Raw genomic sequence first — 19,561 nt, forward strand, 5'->3', positions numbered from 1 at the left:
AAATTTCGGTTTCCCCTTTTATATTTCTGCCTATTTAGCATTCAACTATCATTTATTGCTATGCGTTACATACTGATTGCCATTGCGCTGTTATGCCCTGCTTGCTCGCTGGCGCAAAACCTCATTACCGATATAAAAAAATTAAAAAACGACACCCAATGGCAACAGGTGGCGGCTATACCTTTGCAGTTTTCTGCCTATCACCCACAGGGGATGGTCAAAGTCGGCGAGTTCTTTTATCTGAGTTCAGTTGAAGTAAAAACATCACCCGTAAACGGAAGTACCGGCAATGGAACAGGCCACTTGTTCAAGATAGACTCCACCGGTAAATTAATTGCCGGCATCACTTTGGGCGAAGGCACTATGTATCATCCCGGTGGTATCGATTATGACGGCGAGTATATCTGGGTACCAGTGGCTGAATACCGCCCGAACAGCCAGTCTATCATCTATAAGGTTAACCCGGTTACCCTGAAGGCAACCGAAGTAATACGCTTTAAAGACCACATCGGGGGCATTGTACACAATACCGACAACAGCACACTGTTTGGCGTTAGCTGGGGGTCAAGAAATTTCTACCAATGGAAATTGACACGGAAAGGCGCATTGAAGAATACAGACGTATCGCCGGAAAAACTACGCATAGCTAACCCATCATTTTATATCGACTACCAGGACTGCCACAATGTGGGCCAGAACCTGATGATTTGCTCAGGCTTGCAGCGTTACAGCCATAATGGGCACACAATCCGTTTAGGCGGTTTTGACCTTATTAGCCTGAAAGACCATCGCCCGGTGCATCAGGTACCAGTCAGATTGTGGTCACCCACAGGCGCACCCATGACCCAAAACCCCTTCTGGGTTGAATCAACACCTAAAGGCATCAGAGCCTACTTCTGCCCTGACGACGATAAAGCCGCAACGCTTTTTATATACGATGCTGTTTTAAAGCCATAAGAATCTTCTAAGGATATTAGAAGAAAAATTCCTAAAAAAAAAGATTTTTTTCCAATACTATTTGGAAGATAAAAAAATAGTATTTATAATTGCCGAAGATTTCGGCACAAAAATCCGAAAATATCGGCAGAACATGAAGACAGGTACAAACAAAACTTTGCTTTCACTCAATATAGCTCATTTACGTAAGCTGAAAGAGTTAAGCCAGGGCGCATTGGCAGAAACGCTCAATGTACCCAGAACCACGCTGGGGTCATGGGAAGAAGGCAAATCTTCTCCAACCATTGATGGTCTGACAAATATAGCAAAGTTTTTTAGCGTGTCAATAGATGCGTTGATAACAATTGACCTGACTACTGTAACCGACCCTCAAAGCCTGATGGAAATAGGCGGCAAAAGGGTGTTGTTTCCGATTATGGTTGATGAACAAGGCAATGATATGATTGAGCTGGTACCGGTAAAAGCCTCGGCAGGTTACCTGAGCGGCTATAATGACCCCGGCTTTATACAGAATCTGCCCCGTATATCTCTGCCTTACATTGCCAACGGTAAATACAGGGGTTTCCCGATTGTAGGAGACTCTATGCCCCCGCTTGAAAAAGGCGCTTTTGTGATAGGTAAATACCTGGAAAACCTCGCCGACATAAAAGACGGTAAAACCTATGTGATACTTACACAAAACGATGGCCTGGTTTATAAAAGAATACACCGGTTTAACAAAGCCGACGGGTACTTAATGTTACACTCTGATAATACGTATTACGCACCATATAAATTACCATTTAAAGAAGTTTTCGAAATATGGGAGTTTGTCTGCAGCATAAACCCTGCCGACACACAACCTTCAGATTTACTTTTCTCGGTTTTACAGAGCATTCAGAGCGATGTAAATACCATTAAGTTAAACATGAAGTTGTGATTATATCGATAGTAAGGACCTCGTTAAGGCTGGCTGATTATTAAAATCATTTTTAAAATATCTATTAATTCTAAAATATCCAGAAAAATGCAAACCGCTAAATTAGATTTAAGTATGAAAATTTATGAATTTATGGCTGAAGGTATCGACTTCAAGATGCACGATTTCCTGCCGGCTTCCAATAAAAAACAAGCCATTAAAAAAGTGAAAGTAACAATTGCCAAAATGGGCTATCAGAAACCCACATACCTCAACTTAATAGCCCTGTCAGACACCAAATAATTAATATGATTGAATCCCATCCCATCCATAAAAAAGCATTAGCAGAGAAGCAGGGTATCCACACAAAAAACCCGATAATTAATGTCCTTTAACTGAAACGGGCTGCTTCTCTCTGCTTTTATACTTTATAACTTGTGCACTTCAACATATAACTTAAATTTGCACACACAGCCGGGTAAATAGCATACCCCAACTACAATAGTGGCGGTTCAGGCTTTGCGCAAGCCAGAAAAATATTCTGCATCCAGGCAAGAATATTAACCAAAACTTAGCTAATTTCGTATTGTGCTTTAAACAATTACAATACGAATGCTCGAAAATCGTAAAACAACCATTCTTTTTATATTTTTTACAGTTCTTCTGATTTACATCTCAAGATTACTTTATTTACAGGTTATTGACGACCGCTACCGTTCGCTGGGTTCTAGCAATGCCATCAGAAAAAACATACAGATACCCTTACGCGGGCAGATATATGACCGCAACGGAAAACTATTGGTAGCCAATGTAGAGGTATATGATATGTATGTAACACCACGCAAGGTAAAGCCAATGGATACGCTTACCTTTTGCAACCTGTTTGGCATTACCCGAAAATTCTTTGACAGCACCATGCGTGTGGCCAAAGAATATTCGGTCAACAAAGCCTCAATCTTTATCAGACAATTATCAAAAGAAGACTACGCTAAAGTGGCCGACGCCATGGTGAATTTCTCTGGCTTTAATTTTGAGCAGTCGTTTTTCCGCACTTATCCGGCGGCTACTATGGCCAATGCACTTGGGTATATAGGTGAGTTATCAAAAACGCAATACGAGGCCCAGGGAGATAATAAATACTACCGCAAAGGAGATTACATAGGCCTTACAGGGCTGGAGAAAGAATATGAGCTTGACTTACGCGGCCAGAAAGGCACGCGTTTTACGCTTGTTAACGTAAAAGGAGAAGAAAAAGGGGCGTATGGCGGTGGCAGCTTTGATACACTGGCAGTGATTGGTAAAGACTTGCACTCAACGGTTGACATGGGCTTACAACAGTTTGCCGACAGCCTTTTTCAGAACAAGGTAGGAGGTGTGGTAGCTATTGAACCCAATACCGGCGAAATTCTGACGCTGGGCTCTTACCCTACCTATGACCCTAACGAGCTGTCTGGTAAACTTTTTTCGGCAAAATTCAGAGAGCTGTCAAAAAACCCCGATAAGCCGCTAATCAACCGGGTAACTAACTCGTTCTATCGCCCGGGTTCAACGTTCAAGCTGGTGCAGGCAGCCGTTGCATTGCAGGAGGGCGTCATTACACCTACTACGTCATTTACGGGTTACCCGTCTCCAATGGCCTGCCATGGGCACTCTGCATTGCATACAGCCAACCTGCATAATGCAATTCAAAGCTCATGTAACCCTTATTTCTTTAATGTTTTCAAGAAAATAATTGGTAACAATAACGAATCTAACCCCTTTATATCGGCGCGTGAAGGCCTTGCTGTATGGCATACCATGATGGAGAAATTTGGTTTCGGCATTAAGCTGGGTATAGACCTGCCGGGCGAAAAAGCCGGGCTTTTGCCAAGTGTTGAGCGTTACGATAAAGTATATGGTAAAAACGAATGGAAATTCTCAAATATTTATTCATTGAGTATCGGCGAAGGAGAACTGGGAGTAAACGTACTGAAACTGGCTAACCTGTGCGCCGCATTGGCGAATCGGGGATACTGGGTTACACCTCACCTGATAAAAGGTGTGGGGCAACCCAAAGGAGGTGTAAAACCTGACCTGGTAAAAGTACATCAGACAGGTGTAGAAGCCCGATACTTTGAGCCTGTGGTAAATGGCATGTATGCCGTGGTTGAAAGCGGCACAGGCCGTGTGGCGCGCATAGAAGGCATTGAGGTTTGCGGCAAAACAGGTACGTCACAAAACAAAAAGGGCGGCGACCACTCTCTTTTTATTGCATTTGCCCCAAGGGTAAACCCTAAAATTGCTATTGCCGTAGTGGTTGAGAATGGTATCTGGGGAGCACGCGCGGCTGCACCGATAGCCTCGTTGCTGATAGAGAAGTACCTGAACGGCCAGGTGAAACGTAAAGAATATGCCGTACAGATTATGAATACCAGCTACCGTACCACAGCCGCCAGCAAAGGACAGCAACCAAAGAACTTAACACCTGAAAATTAACATTGACTTTATAAATGCAGCGGGCTACTCAAATGAATAGCCCGCTTTTTTTTAATTCTTCAGCATCGGGAACAGCCTCTTTAAATCTTCATCAGTAGGTCTGGAGCCATATTCGCATACCTCAAAAGTTTCGGCATGTTTTACATTGGCTGCGTGCGCTTTTCCATACCATTTTTCCAGCGATGTTCTGGCTTCGGGTGTTATGTTTACGGCACGGGTCTTTGTTAGCCAGGCTTTTCTCTCTGCCTTACCCTGTGGAACCTGATCCAGAAAACCGCCTATCCAGGGCAGCCACTCATAAAACTGCGACACGTGCGCATCCAGAGCATGAATCTTCTGGTCATACACGCCAGATATATCAATGGCTACATCAGGCCTGAAAGGGTTTGGGCGCTGGAAACCATCCTGAAAATACAAAAACACCGGATTCTTCTTCAATGGCGGCACATCAGGCGCCACATTAGGCACACCTACCATATAGGCGGCATCCTGCACCAATACACCAGTATAACGGTGGTCGGGGTGGTAATCATTCGGCCTTGGTGCAATTACCACATCGGCCTCCCATTCTCTTATTTTACGGATAATCTGCAGCCTTACATTGAGGCTGGGTAATAGTTCACCATCGTGGTTGTCTAGCACATCGTATTCTACACCAAAGCGTTTGCCGGCTTCTTTAGCTTCGGCCAGCCTTCTTTTAGCCAGCATGCCCCCACCCTCGCTCTGATGCCCGGCATCGCCATTGGTTACAGATACAAATTTAACAGCATGGCCCATTTTTGAGAACAAAATACCTGTTCCGCCCGATTTCAAATCACAGTCATCGGGGTGGGCGCCAATCATAATAATTCTCAGCGGTTTTTGGGTCTGGCTGTATACCATAGCGCTTACCAGCAAAAAAGCCAGTAAAAATATACGTCTGATCATACTAGTGTTGTTTAAAGGGTTGAATATGACTAATTTACTGATAAAAATAGAATATTTTCAGGTGTTAAACAATCTATTCAAACTACTCAATAATTTTACATTACCCAAATGTATATACCACATAGCCTGTATGCACATTGCCCGGAATACAACAATAAAAGTTGACAGACACACTGGTCAGGATTTTTATCCGGCCATCCTTTACTTTTGTTTTTCTCTGAAAAAAACCATTTACATTTGCTAAAACAATAACAAAAAAATGACCTTACAGCAGCTTTTTCAGCAAATTGGCGCACATCCGGGCTTATTGCTGTTTTATTTTGCGGGGATTCCTGCCGCAGCCATTCTGGCGGGGTTGCTAGGCAAAAATGAAGGGCACCTGCCGCCCTGGAAATACCTGTATGCCGTGCTGATATATCTGGTAAGTATACCCGGTGTTTTTGCTGTTGCACTCAATATCTACTTTTTTGTATTTCAGCATGGCAACGTGATGGAAATGGACGTGTACATGCAAATTCTACCTGTGGTGGTGATGCTGGTTACTATTTTCATTATCAGCAAAAGCGTGCGTTTGGCTCTGATTCCGGGTTTTGGTAAAATAGCAGGCCTGTGGTTTATGCTCTTTGCAACTATGGCTTTCATGTGGTTTTTAGAGAAAATTCATATTGTTGTTTTCTCTTATATGCCTATTACTATGCTACTGGGCATTTTTGTGGTTCTCTTTGTACTTATTTATTTAGGCTGGCGGCGCTTTATAGCTTAGTTAATCGCTGATTACAAAAGCCAGTGAGGCATCAGAGATAGGCTCTGATACACTTCTGGGGTCTGGCTTTAGTTCAACTTTACGCATAGACTCTACTTCTATTGAATAAAAGCCGAAATCCTCTACCACTTTACCACAAAGATGATAGATACCAGAACCACGCAACGGGTATTTCTCAACCGTTTTAGGAAAATGTACGGTATCAAAAAATTTCCCTGAGTAATCATAAAAATAACCAAAGCCCATCAACTGCCCGTTTTTGGCACGTACTGATTTCCAGGTTATCAGGTAGCCGTATATGTTAACAGGCTGCCCCAGCATTTCGTGCAGTTTATCTATGGTGCAGGTATCGGACACGGGCTCGGCACATAAATCGAAGGGGGAGCCTACGGTAAAATCAAGAAATTCTATTTCGTCATACATATCTTCCAGGGGGTCATAAGACAAAGCCGGCAGATGGGTTTCTGGCTCAAGGTACTCAAACAGTGCCTCTTTATATGCCGACGGCTTGAAATTATTATGCAACAACAGGTGGGCTTCCCACAGCAGTTCTTTCTTGGTCATGCCGAAATTCCTGAATGCCCCCACTCTTATTAACACAATCAGTTGTTCAAGGCCAATCGGAACGCGATGGGCAAAATCAGCAAAAGACAAGAAACGGCCTTTCTGGTTTCTTTCGTCGAGTATGTTTTTAACAATTTTTACTTCAAGGCTTTTGATATGAATCCAACCCAGCCAGATGGTTTTGCCCTTAATGCCCGTAAGCATATTGCTTTCATTAATATCCGGCACTTCAATAGTTGCTCCGCAACGTTTGGCTTCATGTATATAAAACTCGGTTCGGTAAAAACCACCAAAATTGTTAATAACAGCCGTAATAAACTCTAATGGGAAATAGGTTTTCAGATACAAACTCTGGTAACTCTCTACTGCATAAGACGCCGAATGCGCCTTCGAAAAACTATAACCTGCAAAACTCTCTACCTGCCGCCATACTTCTTTTGCCAGTTCGTCGCTGTAGCCTTCAGCCCGGCAATTGGCAAACCATTTGTCTACTATTTTCTGAAATTCCATTCTGGCTCTATATTTGCCAGACATGGCACGCCTGAGCATATCGGCCTCGCCCAATGTCATTTTTGCAAACCCATGAGCCACTTTTATCACATCTTCCTGATAAATCATTACTCCGTAGGTATCTTCCAGCAAATCTTTCATTCTTGGATGCAGGTACTGAATATTGTGGGGGTCGTGGTGCCGTTCTATGTAGGCTTTCATCATGCCGCTGCTGGCAACACCCGGCCGTATAATAGAGCTGGCCGCTACCAGGGTAAGGTAATTATCGCATCTGAGTTTCCACATCAGCTGACGCATAGCCGGCGACTCTATATAAAAGCAGCCCATGGTTTCGTTGGCCTGTAGTTGCTTCCTGATGTTTTCATCTTTTTTGAATTTATGTACCTGATGGATATCAATGTTAATTCTGTGGTTGTCTCGCACCAGGTCAACAGCCATTTTTATATGCCCCAGCCCCCGTTGCGACAGCACGTCAAACTTGGCAAAACCAATTTCTTCAGCTACGTACATATCCCACTGGCATATCGGAAACCCCTTGGGCATGGGTTGCAGTGCGGTATAATTAAACAGGGGCTCTTCCGAAATCAGAATACCCCCTGCATGGATAGACAGGTTGTTAGGCATTTCGTCCATCAACGGAGCGTATTTCAGAATATACCGCATGTATTCGTTGCTCTGGGCCCTTTCGGGGTAGCGCAGGTACATATCGACCTCTGGCTTGGGCAGGCCAAATACCTTGGCCAGCTCACGTATGGCTGAGTTACGCTGAAAAGTGTTATAGGTGGCCAGCAGGCAAACGTGTTCTTTACCGTATCGTTTAAAAATATACTGAATGATTTCGTCGCGCTCATCCCACGAAAAATCAATATCAAAATCAGGCGGTGATGTGCGTTCAGGATTAATGAACCGCTCAAAGTACAGGTCAAGCTCAATAGGGTCTACATCTGTAATACCTATGCAATAGGCTACAATTGAATTTGCCCCAGAGCCCCTGCCTACATGAAAATACCCTCTTGTTCTGGCATAATTGATGATGTCCCAGGTCATGAGAAAATATGCAGCAAAGTTCATCTGGCTGATAATCGCCAGCTCCTTATCTATCCGCCTGATTACTTCAGCATTTGTTATATCATACCGGTTAGAAGCACCATCTAAAGTAAGTTTCCGCAGAAACTCCATATCAGTTTCTTTATTTTTAGTATAGAATCTTTTATTCTTATCGGTGTGCGTGTTAAACTCAAAATTGCAATTGTTAATTACCAGAGCAGTATTTTTCATAAACATACGGTAATCGGCAAATTTGTCGATCAGGGTTGGGATATCAACAAAAATCTCGTCAGGGCAAGCCTCTTCATTTTTAGGCAGCTTGCTCAAAAGTACATTCTTACTGATGGCCCGCAGCAAACGGTGCAGGTTAAAGGTAATCTTGTCATGAAACGTAACCGTATGTATGGCCAGCACCTTCTGAATAGCCGAGTGCTTATGAAACTTAAAAAGCCGGGTTAGCTCCCAGAACCGCACGCCTATATACTCGTGTTCGTCAAGCGTTGGGTTTGATTCAAAATAGCTCATCGGATAAATAGCAAAACTATCCCGGAATGGCGGCGCCTTTTGCGGATAGGGCTTTCCGGAAGCCAGATACTCAGACAAAAACCGGTTGATTTCATGCAGCCCATTCTGGTTCTTTGCCAGTACAGTGTATTTTACTTCATCGCTGTTTCTGAACTCTACCCCTACAATGGCTTTAATATCGGCTTTTTTACACTCTTTTATGAAATCGAACAGGCCGCTGGTGGTGTTAATATCAGTAAGCGCAAGGTTACGGCATCCGGCGGCTTTGGCTCTGGCAACCAAATCTTTGATGCTGAGCGTACCATAATTGAAACTGAAATGGCTGTGGCAGTTTAAATACATATATTATAGATGTTAAATGTTTGATGATTACCTGGTCAGTTGCAGGTCTTTTGCATTTACCATAGGGGCTTTACCCAATTGCATGCCGTAAGCCCTGCCCAGTATTTTTTCGCCATGTTTGTACTTCACTTTGTCCATAGCCTGATGCAGCGAGGCAAATCTGGATGAATTGTCGAACAGGTTTATCTGTGAGTACCCCTGCACCAGTTTGCTGAGCCTCACCCCTATCAGCCTTATTAAAAGCCTTTTATCGTACAGGTTATCAAACAAATCGAGTACTTTTTCAATAATCACCTGGTCGTCAGAAGTATAAAGTACATGAGTTTGCCGGGTGTAGGTATCAAAATTTGAATAGCGTATTTTAACCGTGATACATCCGGCACATTTTATCTGGCTCCGCAAATCGAAAGTCAGGCTTTCTACCATATACACCAGTATTGATTTAAGCCGGGCCACGTCGGTGGTGTCTTTATCGAAAGTCATTTCTTTTGAAAAAGATTTCTGGTCATGATACGGCACAATGGGGGTATCATCAATGCCATTGGCCCGCTCCCAGAATAACTTTCCGTTTTTGCCAAATACGGCCTCCATCATTTTTATGGGCATAGCGGCCAGTGTGCCTATGTTTTTTACGCCCATGGTTCTCAGGGTTTTGGCGGTGGTGTCGCCAACCATAGGTAGTTTATTGATTGACAGGGGGTTCAGAAACGGCCTTTCGTAACCTGTAAGTACCTGCATTTTGCCATTAGGCTTGGCCTCATTGGTGGCTACTTTGCTAACGGTCTTGCTTGTACTGAGGCCAAAGGTGGTATTAAGGCCCGTTTCTTTTGCAATCCGCTCTTTAATTCCTTTTGCCCATTTATAACAGCCAAAAAATTTATCCATGCCCGTAAAATCACAATAGAACTCATCAATACTGGCTTTTTCTACTACGGGTACATCTTCAGTAATGATATCAGTAACCATACCTGAATATTTGATGTATGACTCGTGGTCGCCTTTTACAAAAATGGCATCGGGGCACAGCCGTTTAGCCAGTTGTGAAGACATAGCCGAATGCACTCCGAATTTACGGGCTTCATAACTGGCCGAGGCCACCACACCCCGCTCGCTTGACCCACCCACAACCACAGGTTTGCCAATAAGTGACGGATTTTTTAATCGTTCGACTGACACAAAAAAGGAATCGAGATCATAGTGTACTATGGCTTTGTCCATATACAAAATTATAATGTGGAAAAATTTTACAGGGATTCTGCGATAAAAGTATAATCATTTTGTGTAATATTGTCTATACAAATTGTGTAGCTCATGGAAAATCAATTAGTTAGTCAGATAAAAATAGCGCGTAACATCAAATTAATGCGGTTAAGCAAAGGGCTCACACAAGAGCAACTGGCCGATGCGCTGGCCATTCCGAGCACCCGCTATGCCAATTATGAACAGGGTACAAGGGCAATACCTATTGATACGCTGGTGGCTATTTCTTCTTATTTTCATCTGGCGCTTGATGCCCTGGTGAAGTCTGACTTAAGCAAGGTTGATTTGAAAGGGCTGATGCACGTAGGCGAAAACCGATTGTTGTTTCCGATTCTAATTAAGGATGATGGCAAGTTTGAAAGCATTGAAGTAGTACCCGTAAAGGCATCGGCAGGGTATCTGAGCGGTTATGCCGACCCCGAATTTATAGAAACACTCCCCAAGGCAGCTCTGCCATTTATAGGTAACGGTACACATAGGGGGTTTCCGCTTACCGGCGATTCGATGCTGCCTATCCCCGATGAATCTATCATTATCGGGCGATTCATAGAACGTATGAGTGATGTAAAAGACGGCCGCACTTATGTGGTAGTGGCTACCTCTGGCATTGCGTATAAGCGCGTATATATAAAAAAGCAGGAAGGCGTTTTACTGATGGTATCAGACAACAAAATGTATAGCCCCTACGAAATACCGCTGGAGAGTGTACTGGAACTATGGGAATTTAAGTGCTACATCAGCACAAAGGAATATGCCCCTGACGAATACTCGCTGAATAATCTGTTTCAGCAAATGAGCGGCCTTACCAGAGGAATTGAGGAAATAAAACAGAGGCTTGGGGGTAAGGGTTAGTATTTAGCCAACAAGTTTTAACACGCTGACTTATATTCTGAAACTGTTTCAACTACTCTGGTTTCACCGAATCAATTCGGCGGCTATTTAAACAAAGGACTATCTGATTATACATACCAACTTAGGTAGGCTGTGAACATAAAATACCTTTGCTATGATAGGTAGCGGATTTATTCGCTGTCATTCAAGTAGTTAAAGGCACTGCATTACTTATTGATTATCATATCTTTCATTAATCAAAAAAGCGTACTTACGGCAAGCCATAAGTACGCTTTTTATTATCTCTCAGCCATCAATCAGTTCTGAAACTCAATGGTGTTTACAGCAAACAATGGTTTACCTTCAGCTTTCGGATTCTTGAATACAAAATAAATATCCTGCTCGCCGGCTGTGTTTACCTTTACTTTAACAGGAGCCATGCTTGCTTCCTGCACTTCGCCGGTGCCTACCACTGTTCCGGTCGGTGAGCCCAGTCTTACTTCCAGGGTACCACCTACGGTTGTGCCTTTCTGCGATATTGCCCCTACCACAATGGTTTTAATGCCCGTCAGGTCAATACCTTTGAAAACCAGGTAGCTGTCGTTTTCGTTCGCCACGGCCACATCGCCACCTAATTGTTCTACTGCAAATTTCGATATGGCTTTTGCGTCATCGTAAGTAACAGCCTTCATTTTAGGGCTACGCAAAGCTAAAGATCTGCTGGTTGTCAGCGGGCCTATTACTTTGCCGCCTTTGTCGGTATAAGTAGCCTGAATGATATAAGCACCTTCTTTTTTGCCTTTATGAGCAGCGCCTTCATAAGTACCTGTTACAGGCTGAGAGGTTTTTCTGGTGTCGTTCAATGACAATATGTAGTCAACCATGTCTCTGGCATCAGATATTGATAATTGCGGGTGAGCAGCCATGGCTTGTTCGCCCCATACACCGCCGCCACCTTTAATAACCTTTTCAGCCAGTTGGTTGATAGCCGTTTGTCCGCGACGGTACTTCTTGGCTACATCTATATAAGCAGGCCCGATTGATTTTTTATCTACCGAATGACAAGCCTTACAGTCGCTCAGATCAATCAGACGTTTACCGGCCGCAAAGTTCACATTTTCTTTGTGGCCTTGTTCAAGCATGGTTTTGTCGTAGCCTTCCAGATAATTGATGTTTACCACTACATCTTCAGGGTCAATACCTTTGCTTAGGGTACCGTCTTCTTTATCGGTTACTTTTACGTCGTAAGCAATTTTTTCGTTATCGAAGAAGAACGTCTTATTACCTTTTATTGAAATGTTTACTGTCGGTTCGGCATTTCCTACTTTTACAATCGTAGTTTGCGACGATTTGTTTCCGGCGGCATCAGTTACGGTCAATACCACGTTGTATTCACCTGGTTTGGTGAAAGTAAACTTCGGGTTAGCCTGTGTGCTTACAGGTAAACCCTTGCCGAAATTCCAGGCGTATTTCAGCGCATCCTTATCGTAGTCCATCGTTCCGGCTGATGAGAAGGCTACTGCCAACGGCGCTGCACCGGCCTTTTTATCGGCTGCCATGGTAATAACCGGTTTTCTGTTACCGGGGTTATACTCTATTACCGACAGGGTGGCTTCTTCGTTCTGGGCAAACCAGTTCATACCGTAGTCTAACACAAACAGACGGCCATCTTTTGAGAAAGCCATGTCCATCGGGTGATAAAAACGGGTATTAGGCATAAATCTTTCCATACCCTGATAGTTGCCGTCTTTATCCATACTTATCAGGTAAATCCAGTCGCGCATCCACTCATAGGCAAAGAACTTGCCATCAAAGTAACTCGGGAAACGTTTCGGATTTTTTGTATAATCGTCTGAATAATACACCGGCCCTGCCATTGGGTTACAACCACCCTTACCAAACTCAGGATATTGTCTCGATGGGCCATAACCATAGTAAATCCAGGCTTTTGTGGCAGGCATCAGTTCTTTCAGGCCTGTATTGTTTGGTGAATCGTTGATAGGCTTAGCTGCATCATATTTAGGGCCTGACTCTTTGGTTGCAAAATTATAGTGGTTGTAAGCAAAGTTGTCGCCCGTAAAAATAGGCCAGCCGAAAAAGCCCGGTTTACGCGCCTGATTAAACTCTACAATACCCTCAGGGCCACGTTTGTCGTTAGTTTTACCGGCATCAGGGCCTACATCGCCCCAATATAAATAGCCGTTGCGTTTATCAACCGCAATTCTGTATGGGTTACGCATACCCATTGCATATATTTCAGGGCGGGTTTTGTCTGTTCCTACCGGATACAGGTTGCCTTCAGGAATACTGTAGGTGCCGTTGTCTTCCGGTTTTATTCTTAGTACTTTACCGCGCAAATCGTTTGTATTACCCGATGAACGAAGGGCGTCCCATCCTTCACGACCCGGTTGAAAGTCAATAGGTGCATAACCTTCTGAAGCAAACGGGTTGGTGTCGTCGCCGGTTGAAAGGAAAAGATTTCCTTTACCGTCCCAGTCTATTGAACCACCTGTGTGGCAACACTCATCGCGTTTGACAAACACACGCAACACCACTTTTTCTGACGACATCACCACGGTGTCTTTTTTATCGTCATACACAAATCTTGACAGGAAATTATCTTTCGTTGCCTCGCGGGTTTCGTCTGGTGTATAGTACAGGTAAATCCAGTGATTTTTTTCATAGTCAGGGTCAGCACCCACACCCATCAGGCCATATTCAAACTTGGTGTAAACCGGCATTTGGCCTGCCACCTTCACTTTTTTGGTAGCGGGGTTCCATACTTTTACGGCTCCTTTGCGCTCTACAAAAATTACTTTGCCGTTAGGTAGAACGGCCAGTTCGGTAGGCTCGTTCAGGTTATTTGCCAATGTAATGCGTTCAAAACGGTTTTCTTCCGGTGCGCGTACCGAGCGGGCTTTTGAGTAGTCAAGCTTGTTTGCCATTACCCATTTTAAACCCTGCCAGAAGTGTTCTGCTATTAATGGCTCTTTGGTAAAGGTTTCAGGCGTATGACCAAAGTTTGAGTAAAAGGCTTTACCGCCGTCAAACTCATGATACCAGGCCATTGGGTGGAAGTCACCCATTCTACCCATCTGGTAGCTGCTTTCGTCTACCCTTACAATAAACTTCAGGATATCTTTTTTCAAAGATTTGAAATCATAGAACTCGTCGGTTTTTTCAAAAGTATCAGGAAAATGCGCCGAAGCCGGGAAGGTCTTGTCGAGCGTAATCATTTTACCTTTTTGCACGTTTGATACTCTGCCGCCCGGATGGCTGGCGAAATACCCTCCCATCAGGTCGTTGTACCAGGGCCAGTTATATTCGGTATCTGATGCCGCATGGATACCAAAGTAACCGCCACCGGCCTGAATATACCGCTCAAAATCGGCCTGTTGTGCCGGATTCAGCACGTCGCCGGTAGTACTTAAAAACACAACAGCATTGTAGTTTTTCAGATTGGCTTCATTAAACTTAGTGGCGTCGGTTGTGGTGTCTACCACAATACCCTGCTTTTTGCCTAAGTCAAGAAAAAACTGGTTTCCTTCTTTAATGGAGTTGTGATGAAAACCTTTTGTTAAAGAAAAAACCAAAACTTTTTTTTGCTGTGCAAAAGCGCTTGCACTCACAAGCAGAAATAGTAGAATAAGAATAGGATTGAATTGTTTTTTCATTAGAATTTCTAATAATTTGAATGACCGACAAATGTAATCAAAAAGCAAAGAATAAGTGTCAGTAATACATTAAAAGTATTTTTTTGAGAATATATATAAGATTATACTGAGTTACGCAGATATGTACTACTTACATGGCTACCTATTTAGCCTTCAGGCATTGATAGCGTTACTTTTTAGCAGCCATTTCACTGTAATATGGCCGCTTATGTTTGAGTTGATAAATCTGCAGTAAGTCAAATATTCGCTTTGGCCTATCACTTACCTCTCCAACAATATTACATACGTTTCCTCTGCATCAGTAGGCAAGTCATACTCAAATTTTTGCCTGATAAAATCGGCATTGACTTTGGCTTTGGGTGATACCAGTGGCTCTTTAATAGCCGCCGTCTGAAAAAACGGATTAGGGTTTATGCCCTCTGCGTTACTCATGGTTATATCCGGGCTCAGTGCATTACCTACGCGCAGGCGGCAGTTACCCCCAATGGTAGATTTAATAACCAGTTCTGTTATTTTGCTGTCTTTCCAGGCCATTTTTACAATTTCAAAACCGCCTCTGGTTCTTAATCCACTCACGCTGCCTTCTCTCCATCTGTCGGGCAGGGCAGGTAATAAATGAATGGCCCCATCATGGCTTTGTACCAGCATTTCCGCAATACCGGCAGTGCAGCCAAAGTTGCCGTCAATCTGAAACGGCGGATGGGCATCAAACAGGTTGTCGTAGGTACCACCTCCTTTCCGGCCGGGCGCTTCGGCGGGCGACAACTGGTCGGTTATCAGTTTATAGGCGCGATTACCATCCAGCAGCCTTGCCCACCAGTTTACTTTCCAGCCCATTGACCAGCCTGTAGACACATCGCCCCTGTAAATTAATGAATTGCGTGCGGCCGCAAATAAGGCTGGGTTTTGATAGGGCGAAATCTGATTAGACGGAAAAAGACCATACAGATGCGAAATATGCCGGTGCTGGTCTTTGGGGTCGTCCAGGTCTTCCAGCCATTCCTGCAACTGATTATACTGCCCTATCTGCATTGGGGGGATCAATTTCAGTCTGGCTTTAATCTGATTTGCAAATTCAGCATCTGTTTTCAGAATTTCGGCAGCTTTGATAAGGTTAGAAAACACATCAAAAACCAGTTGGTTATCCATAGTTGCACCCGCTGTTATAGATGAGTTGGGCCTACCGGCAGGCGAGTTTTCAGGCGATGTGCTGGGTGTTACCACCAGCCATTGATGTGTTGGCTCTGTAACCAGAAAATCATGGTAGAAAGTAGCAACGCCCTTTAGAACCGGATAATATTTTTGCAGAAATACTTTGTTGCCACTGTATAAATACCTTTGCCACAGGTGCTGGCTCAGCCAGGCGCCGCCCATTGGCCACATACCCCAGAAAGCCCCGTCTACTGCTCCGTTTATACGCCATAAATCTGTGTTATGGTGTGCCACCCAGCCATTGGCGCCATACATTCTGCGGGCAGTTTCAGCGCCGGTTTCCGACAGCTCATGCACCATATCAAACAGCGGCTCATGCGTTTCTGGCAGGTTGGTGAGTTCGGCAGGCCAATAGTTCATTTCGGTGTTGATATTAATGGTGTACTTGCTGTCCCAGGGCGGATTCTCCTGATTATTCCAGATGCCCTGCAAGTTTGCGGGTTGCCCGCCGGGTTGTGAACAAGATATGAGCAGGTACCGGCCAAACTGAAAATACAACGACACCAGAGCTGGGTCGTTACCTTGTGCAAAAGCTTTCAGGCGTTCGTCGGTAGGCAGTTTTGCTGCTTCTGTTGAACCTAAATCTAATGTTACACGCCTAAACAACTGCTGGTACTCACATATATGGTTATTGAACAAATTGCTGTATGGTATTTTTGCTGCTTTTTCCATGTAGCTCCTGGCTTTTCTGCTTTCATCACCGCTTATATCCTGATAATTGACAAAGTTGGTGGCAACAGATACCAGAAGTGTAATGGCCGTGGCGTTTTCAACATTCAGGCTTGAGTCGTTTCTGCTCATTTGCCCATCGTTGGGTAGTATTCTGGCAATGGTGTTAAACCTTACCGCACCTTTTACGCCTTCATGGTCTTTGCCCAGCCCCCAGACCGATAACTCGTCTTTCTGAACTGCCGATGCCGTTTTAAAAGGGCTGTTCATTGATAAGCGGAACGATATACTTTTAGGCTTATTGGCATTCAGGCGAATGACCATTATCTGGTCGGGGATAGATATAAATGCAGTGCGTGTATATTTTATTCCGTTGGCCTGATAAGTGGTGGTTTGTAGAGCCTGTTCAATATCCAGTTCTCGTTTGTAATTATCGTAACTCTCATGGTTGGGGAAATCCAGTTGCAAATTACCCACAGGCAAAAACATCTGCCCGTGGTTTTTTCTGGCAATGATGCTTTTCTGTGCCAACTCCTGTGCTTCCTGATTTTTACCTTCAAAAATTAATTTTCTGATGCCCGGCAATGCGGCTTTGGCATCGGGGTTATCGTTGCGGCTGGGGCTACCCGACCAGAATGAAGATTCGTTCAGCTGAAAAGTTTCAGTCTTTACATTACCATAAACCATAGCGCCTAAACGTCCGTTGCCTAATGGCAGGGCTTTGGTCCAGGTGGTATTGGCCGGTTGCTTGTACCAGAGCTTAAGGTTGGCCTGCTGGGCTTGCAGGGCCGTAGTAAAAAATATAAGAATGAATAAGATTCTTTTCATAAAAGGAAGTGTACAGGGTTGTTAAATTATTCAATCTTACTTTGCCGGGTAGAAAAGCAGCAGTTATGGAAAAGCAAAGAGCAATTGTGCAACAAATATAACAGCTTCCGGAAACCTTTTGGTGTTTCGGTGTTAAAAAAGGAGAATTTGACCCGTTAAGAAATCAGGTAAAGAAAAGCTTGATAGTGGCTATGGCAAGCCCGGTGGCAAGCAGGTATCGGAGCGTTGGAATATTGAAACGCCGGCTACCAAAATAAGACCCCAGCAGCCCGCCTGCTATGGTAGCGCCTACTGCCCATTGCAGGTCTGGTGTGAGATGAATGCCCCCTTTTGATAACTGACCATACAAACCGGAAAGTGAATTGACAAAGATAAACAACGCCGATACCGCTGCGGTTTCTTTGAGTTTTGCCCAGCGCATCAGCAACATCAAGGGGCTAAGGATAATACCACCGCCAATGCCTATCATACCCGATAATAGCCCGATGGATGCACCGGAAATGAGACTTGCCCATAATGGCACAGGGCGATTAGGGGTTTCTTCAGACCTGAACTGGTATAGCAAACGTGCAATTGATAGAAGAATACAGGCCGCCAGAATTTTTTTATACAGGCTATCGGGCAGTGTCATGGTACCCCCCAGATACGCCATTGGAATACTTGCCAGTGCAAACGGCAGAAACAGGTTGACTCTGAAATAACCCGCTCTATAAAACCCTATAAAAGAAAACAAGGAAACCGCCAGGTTCATGATTAGCGCAGACGATTTCATCATCGATGGCGCTACTCCTGCCAATGCCATTACTGCCAGGTATCCGCTTGCCCCTCCATGCCCAACAGAAGAATAAAGAAACGCCACAATGGCCATCAGAAAAAGCAGAAGATAGAAGGAAGAGTCCATGAGAATAGATTGAGCCATTCGCTATATTTATTAAAATACAACGCAATATCAGTATTTTACTGAAGGCAATAAAATATTTACTCCTATAATTTTTGGGTCTCCTCTCTCATAAATGCCTCGAATCGTTGTTGCAATGCTTTATAGGCCTCTATGGCCCGGTGGCCCTCGTCAGTTACGATGGCTCCACCGCCCTGTTTGCCACCTACTTGTGTAGCCACTAAAGGTTTTTCTGACTGGGTGTTCATAGAAGTAATCAGGTCCCAGGCTCTTTTGTACGACATCTGCATGGCCTGTGCCGCTTTAGAGATTGAACCATGCTCAATGATAAGTTCCATTAGCTGAATGCGCCCCTTGCCCAGATACCGCTCTGAGCCATCAGCACGTTCAATCCAGATACTACCGGCCACTTTTATGTCTTTCACGCCAGAGGGTAACTCCTGCATAGTTGTTGTGTTTAAATAAAGCTCTTTTACAAAAATAGTGTAAAGCCTTGAAAGAAATACATACCCCATTACTAATTACCCGATTATTTATAGCCTCTTCATTTATTGTGTTTGCATGAAATGTTCTATATTTGAAACGCTATATTTTTTCAAATATAGCGACTCTACATAAAACTACCAAACGAATGATGACCAGCTCTTTCCGAATTCAATTATCGCTCTGCATACTGGTGCTTATGCTTGTTTCAGGCTTTGCTGATGCACAGACAACCACCCTGAAAGTAGAAGGCGAGGTTGAAAAACCACTTATCATTGCTGAAACTGATTTTGCGAAACTGCCACGCACCGAGGTTAAAGGCAGAGACCAAGACGGTAAAGAGCATTTGTTCAGTGGTGTTGCCGTATCAGAAATCTTAAAGCAGGCCAATGCCACACTTGGTACCCAGCTGCGTGGCAAAAACCTGACCAAATATCTGATTGCCAAAGCGGCTGACGGCTATCAGGCAGTTTTTGCTTTACCTGAACTGGACCCCGAATTTACAGACCAGCTAATCATCATAGCCGATAAGGTAGATGGGCAGGCACTGCCCAAAGGCGAAGGCCCCTTTCGATTCGTTGTGCCTAAAGACAAAAAACACGCCCGTTGGGTAAGAGAAGTGGTCAGTATCAGGGTAGTATCTGCCATTCAATAAAACCGGATGCCGGTATTTTGGTAATTACAGGAGGTGTAGATTA

Annotated in this window: 14 protein-coding genes; 7 read left to right on the plus strand and 7 right to left on the minus strand. The window is 44.1% G+C overall.

Annotated elements, in window-relative coordinates:
• Nucleotides 1–60: 60 nt before the first annotated feature.
• The 4 genes from C0V77_RS04405 (at nt 61) to C0V77_RS04420 (ending at nt 4,330) form a co-directional block, all read left to right on the plus strand.
• Complete coding sequence (locus C0V77_RS04405; protein WP_101725129.1) at nt 61–957, plus strand: DUF6454 family protein; 897 nt, start codon at nt 61–63, stop codon at nt 955–957.
• 133 nt (nt 958–1,090) lie between these two features.
• Nucleotides 1,091–1,876: a LexA family transcriptional regulator gene (locus C0V77_RS04410; protein WP_143706002.1), complete on the plus strand. Its 786-nt coding sequence runs from the start codon at nt 1,091–1,093 to the stop codon at nt 1,874–1,876.
• Nucleotides 1,877–1,963: 87 nt separating this feature from the next.
• On the plus strand, nt 1,964–2,158 hold the full coding sequence (locus tag C0V77_RS04415) for a hypothetical protein (RefSeq protein ID WP_101725131.1): 195 nt from the start codon (nt 1,964–1,966) through the stop codon (nt 2,156–2,158).
• A 309-nt stretch (nt 2,159–2,467) separates the two neighbouring features.
• Nucleotides 2,468–4,330 (plus strand): penicillin-binding transpeptidase domain-containing protein, encoded by a 1,863-nt coding sequence (locus C0V77_RS04420; RefSeq protein ID WP_101725132.1) that lies wholly within the window; start codon nt 2,468–2,470, stop codon nt 4,328–4,330.
• Between the two features lie 51 nt (nt 4,331–4,381).
• Here C0V77_RS04420 and C0V77_RS04425 read toward each other — a convergent pair whose 3' ends face one another.
• Nucleotides 4,382–5,257, minus strand: a complete 876-nt coding sequence (locus tag C0V77_RS04425; protein WP_101725133.1) for a PIG-L deacetylase family protein — start codon at nt 5,255–5,257, stop codon at nt 4,382–4,384.
• Nucleotides 5,258–5,516: 259 nt separating this feature from the next.
• Between C0V77_RS04425 and C0V77_RS04430 the strand changes: the two genes are divergently transcribed.
• Nucleotides 5,517–6,020: a hypothetical protein gene (locus tag C0V77_RS04430; RefSeq protein ID WP_101725134.1), complete on the plus strand. Its 504-nt coding sequence runs from the start codon at nt 5,517–5,519 to the stop codon at nt 6,018–6,020.
• Here the strand turns inward: C0V77_RS04430 and C0V77_RS04435 are convergent, their stop codons facing one another.
• Together C0V77_RS04435 and dinB are read right to left on the minus strand one after the other, a co-directional pair.
• Complete coding sequence (locus C0V77_RS04435; protein ID WP_101725135.1) at nt 6,021–9,008, minus strand: DNA polymerase III subunit alpha; 2,988 nt, start codon at nt 9,006–9,008, stop codon at nt 6,021–6,023. It lies immediately after the preceding gene.
• A 27-nt stretch (nt 9,009–9,035) separates the two neighbouring features.
• A complete protein-coding gene (dinB, locus tag C0V77_RS04440) occupies nt 9,036–10,226 on the minus strand; it encodes a DNA polymerase IV (protein ID WP_173830521.1) in 1,191 nt (396 codons plus the stop codon).
• Between the two features lie 93 nt (nt 10,227–10,319).
• Between dinB and C0V77_RS04445 the strand changes: the two genes are divergently transcribed.
• Nucleotides 10,320–11,120, plus strand: coding sequence for a LexA family transcriptional regulator (locus tag C0V77_RS04445; protein ID WP_101725137.1), 801 nt, complete (start codon nt 10,320–10,322; stop codon nt 11,118–11,120).
• Between the two features lie 296 nt (nt 11,121–11,416).
• Here the strand turns inward: C0V77_RS04445 and C0V77_RS04450 are convergent, their stop codons facing one another.
• The 4 genes from C0V77_RS04450 to C0V77_RS04465 form a co-directional block, all read right to left on the minus strand.
• Entirely contained in the window at nt 11,417–14,773 is a 3,357-nt protein-coding gene (locus C0V77_RS04450) for a ThuA domain-containing protein (protein ID WP_101725138.1), read from the minus strand.
• A 261-nt stretch (nt 14,774–15,034) separates the two neighbouring features.
• A complete protein-coding gene (locus C0V77_RS04455; RefSeq protein WP_101725139.1) occupies nt 15,035–17,482 on the minus strand; it encodes a glycosyl hydrolase family 95 catalytic domain-containing protein in 2,448 nt (815 codons plus the stop codon).
• 163 nt (nt 17,483–17,645) lie between these two features.
• On the minus strand, nt 17,646–18,401 hold the full coding sequence (locus C0V77_RS04460; RefSeq protein ID WP_101725140.1) for a sulfite exporter TauE/SafE family protein: 756 nt from the start codon (nt 18,399–18,401) through the stop codon (nt 17,646–17,648).
• Between the two features lie 65 nt (nt 18,402–18,466).
• On the minus strand, nt 18,467–18,826 hold the full coding sequence (locus tag C0V77_RS04465) for a winged helix-turn-helix domain-containing protein (protein WP_101725141.1): 360 nt from the start codon (nt 18,824–18,826) through the stop codon (nt 18,467–18,469).
• Between the two features lie 185 nt (nt 18,827–19,011).
• On the opposite strand from C0V77_RS04465, the gene C0V77_RS04470 reads away from it, so the two are divergent.
• Entirely contained in the window at nt 19,012–19,518 is a 507-nt protein-coding gene (locus C0V77_RS04470; protein ID WP_101725142.1) for a molybdopterin-dependent oxidoreductase, read from the plus strand.
• Nucleotides 19,519–19,561: the final 43 nt, after the last annotated feature.

Source organism: Emticicia sp. TH156 (assembly GCF_002855535.1).
In the GTDB taxonomy this organism is placed as follows: domain Bacteria; phylum Bacteroidota; class Bacteroidia; order Cytophagales; family Spirosomataceae; genus Emticicia; species Emticicia fluvialis.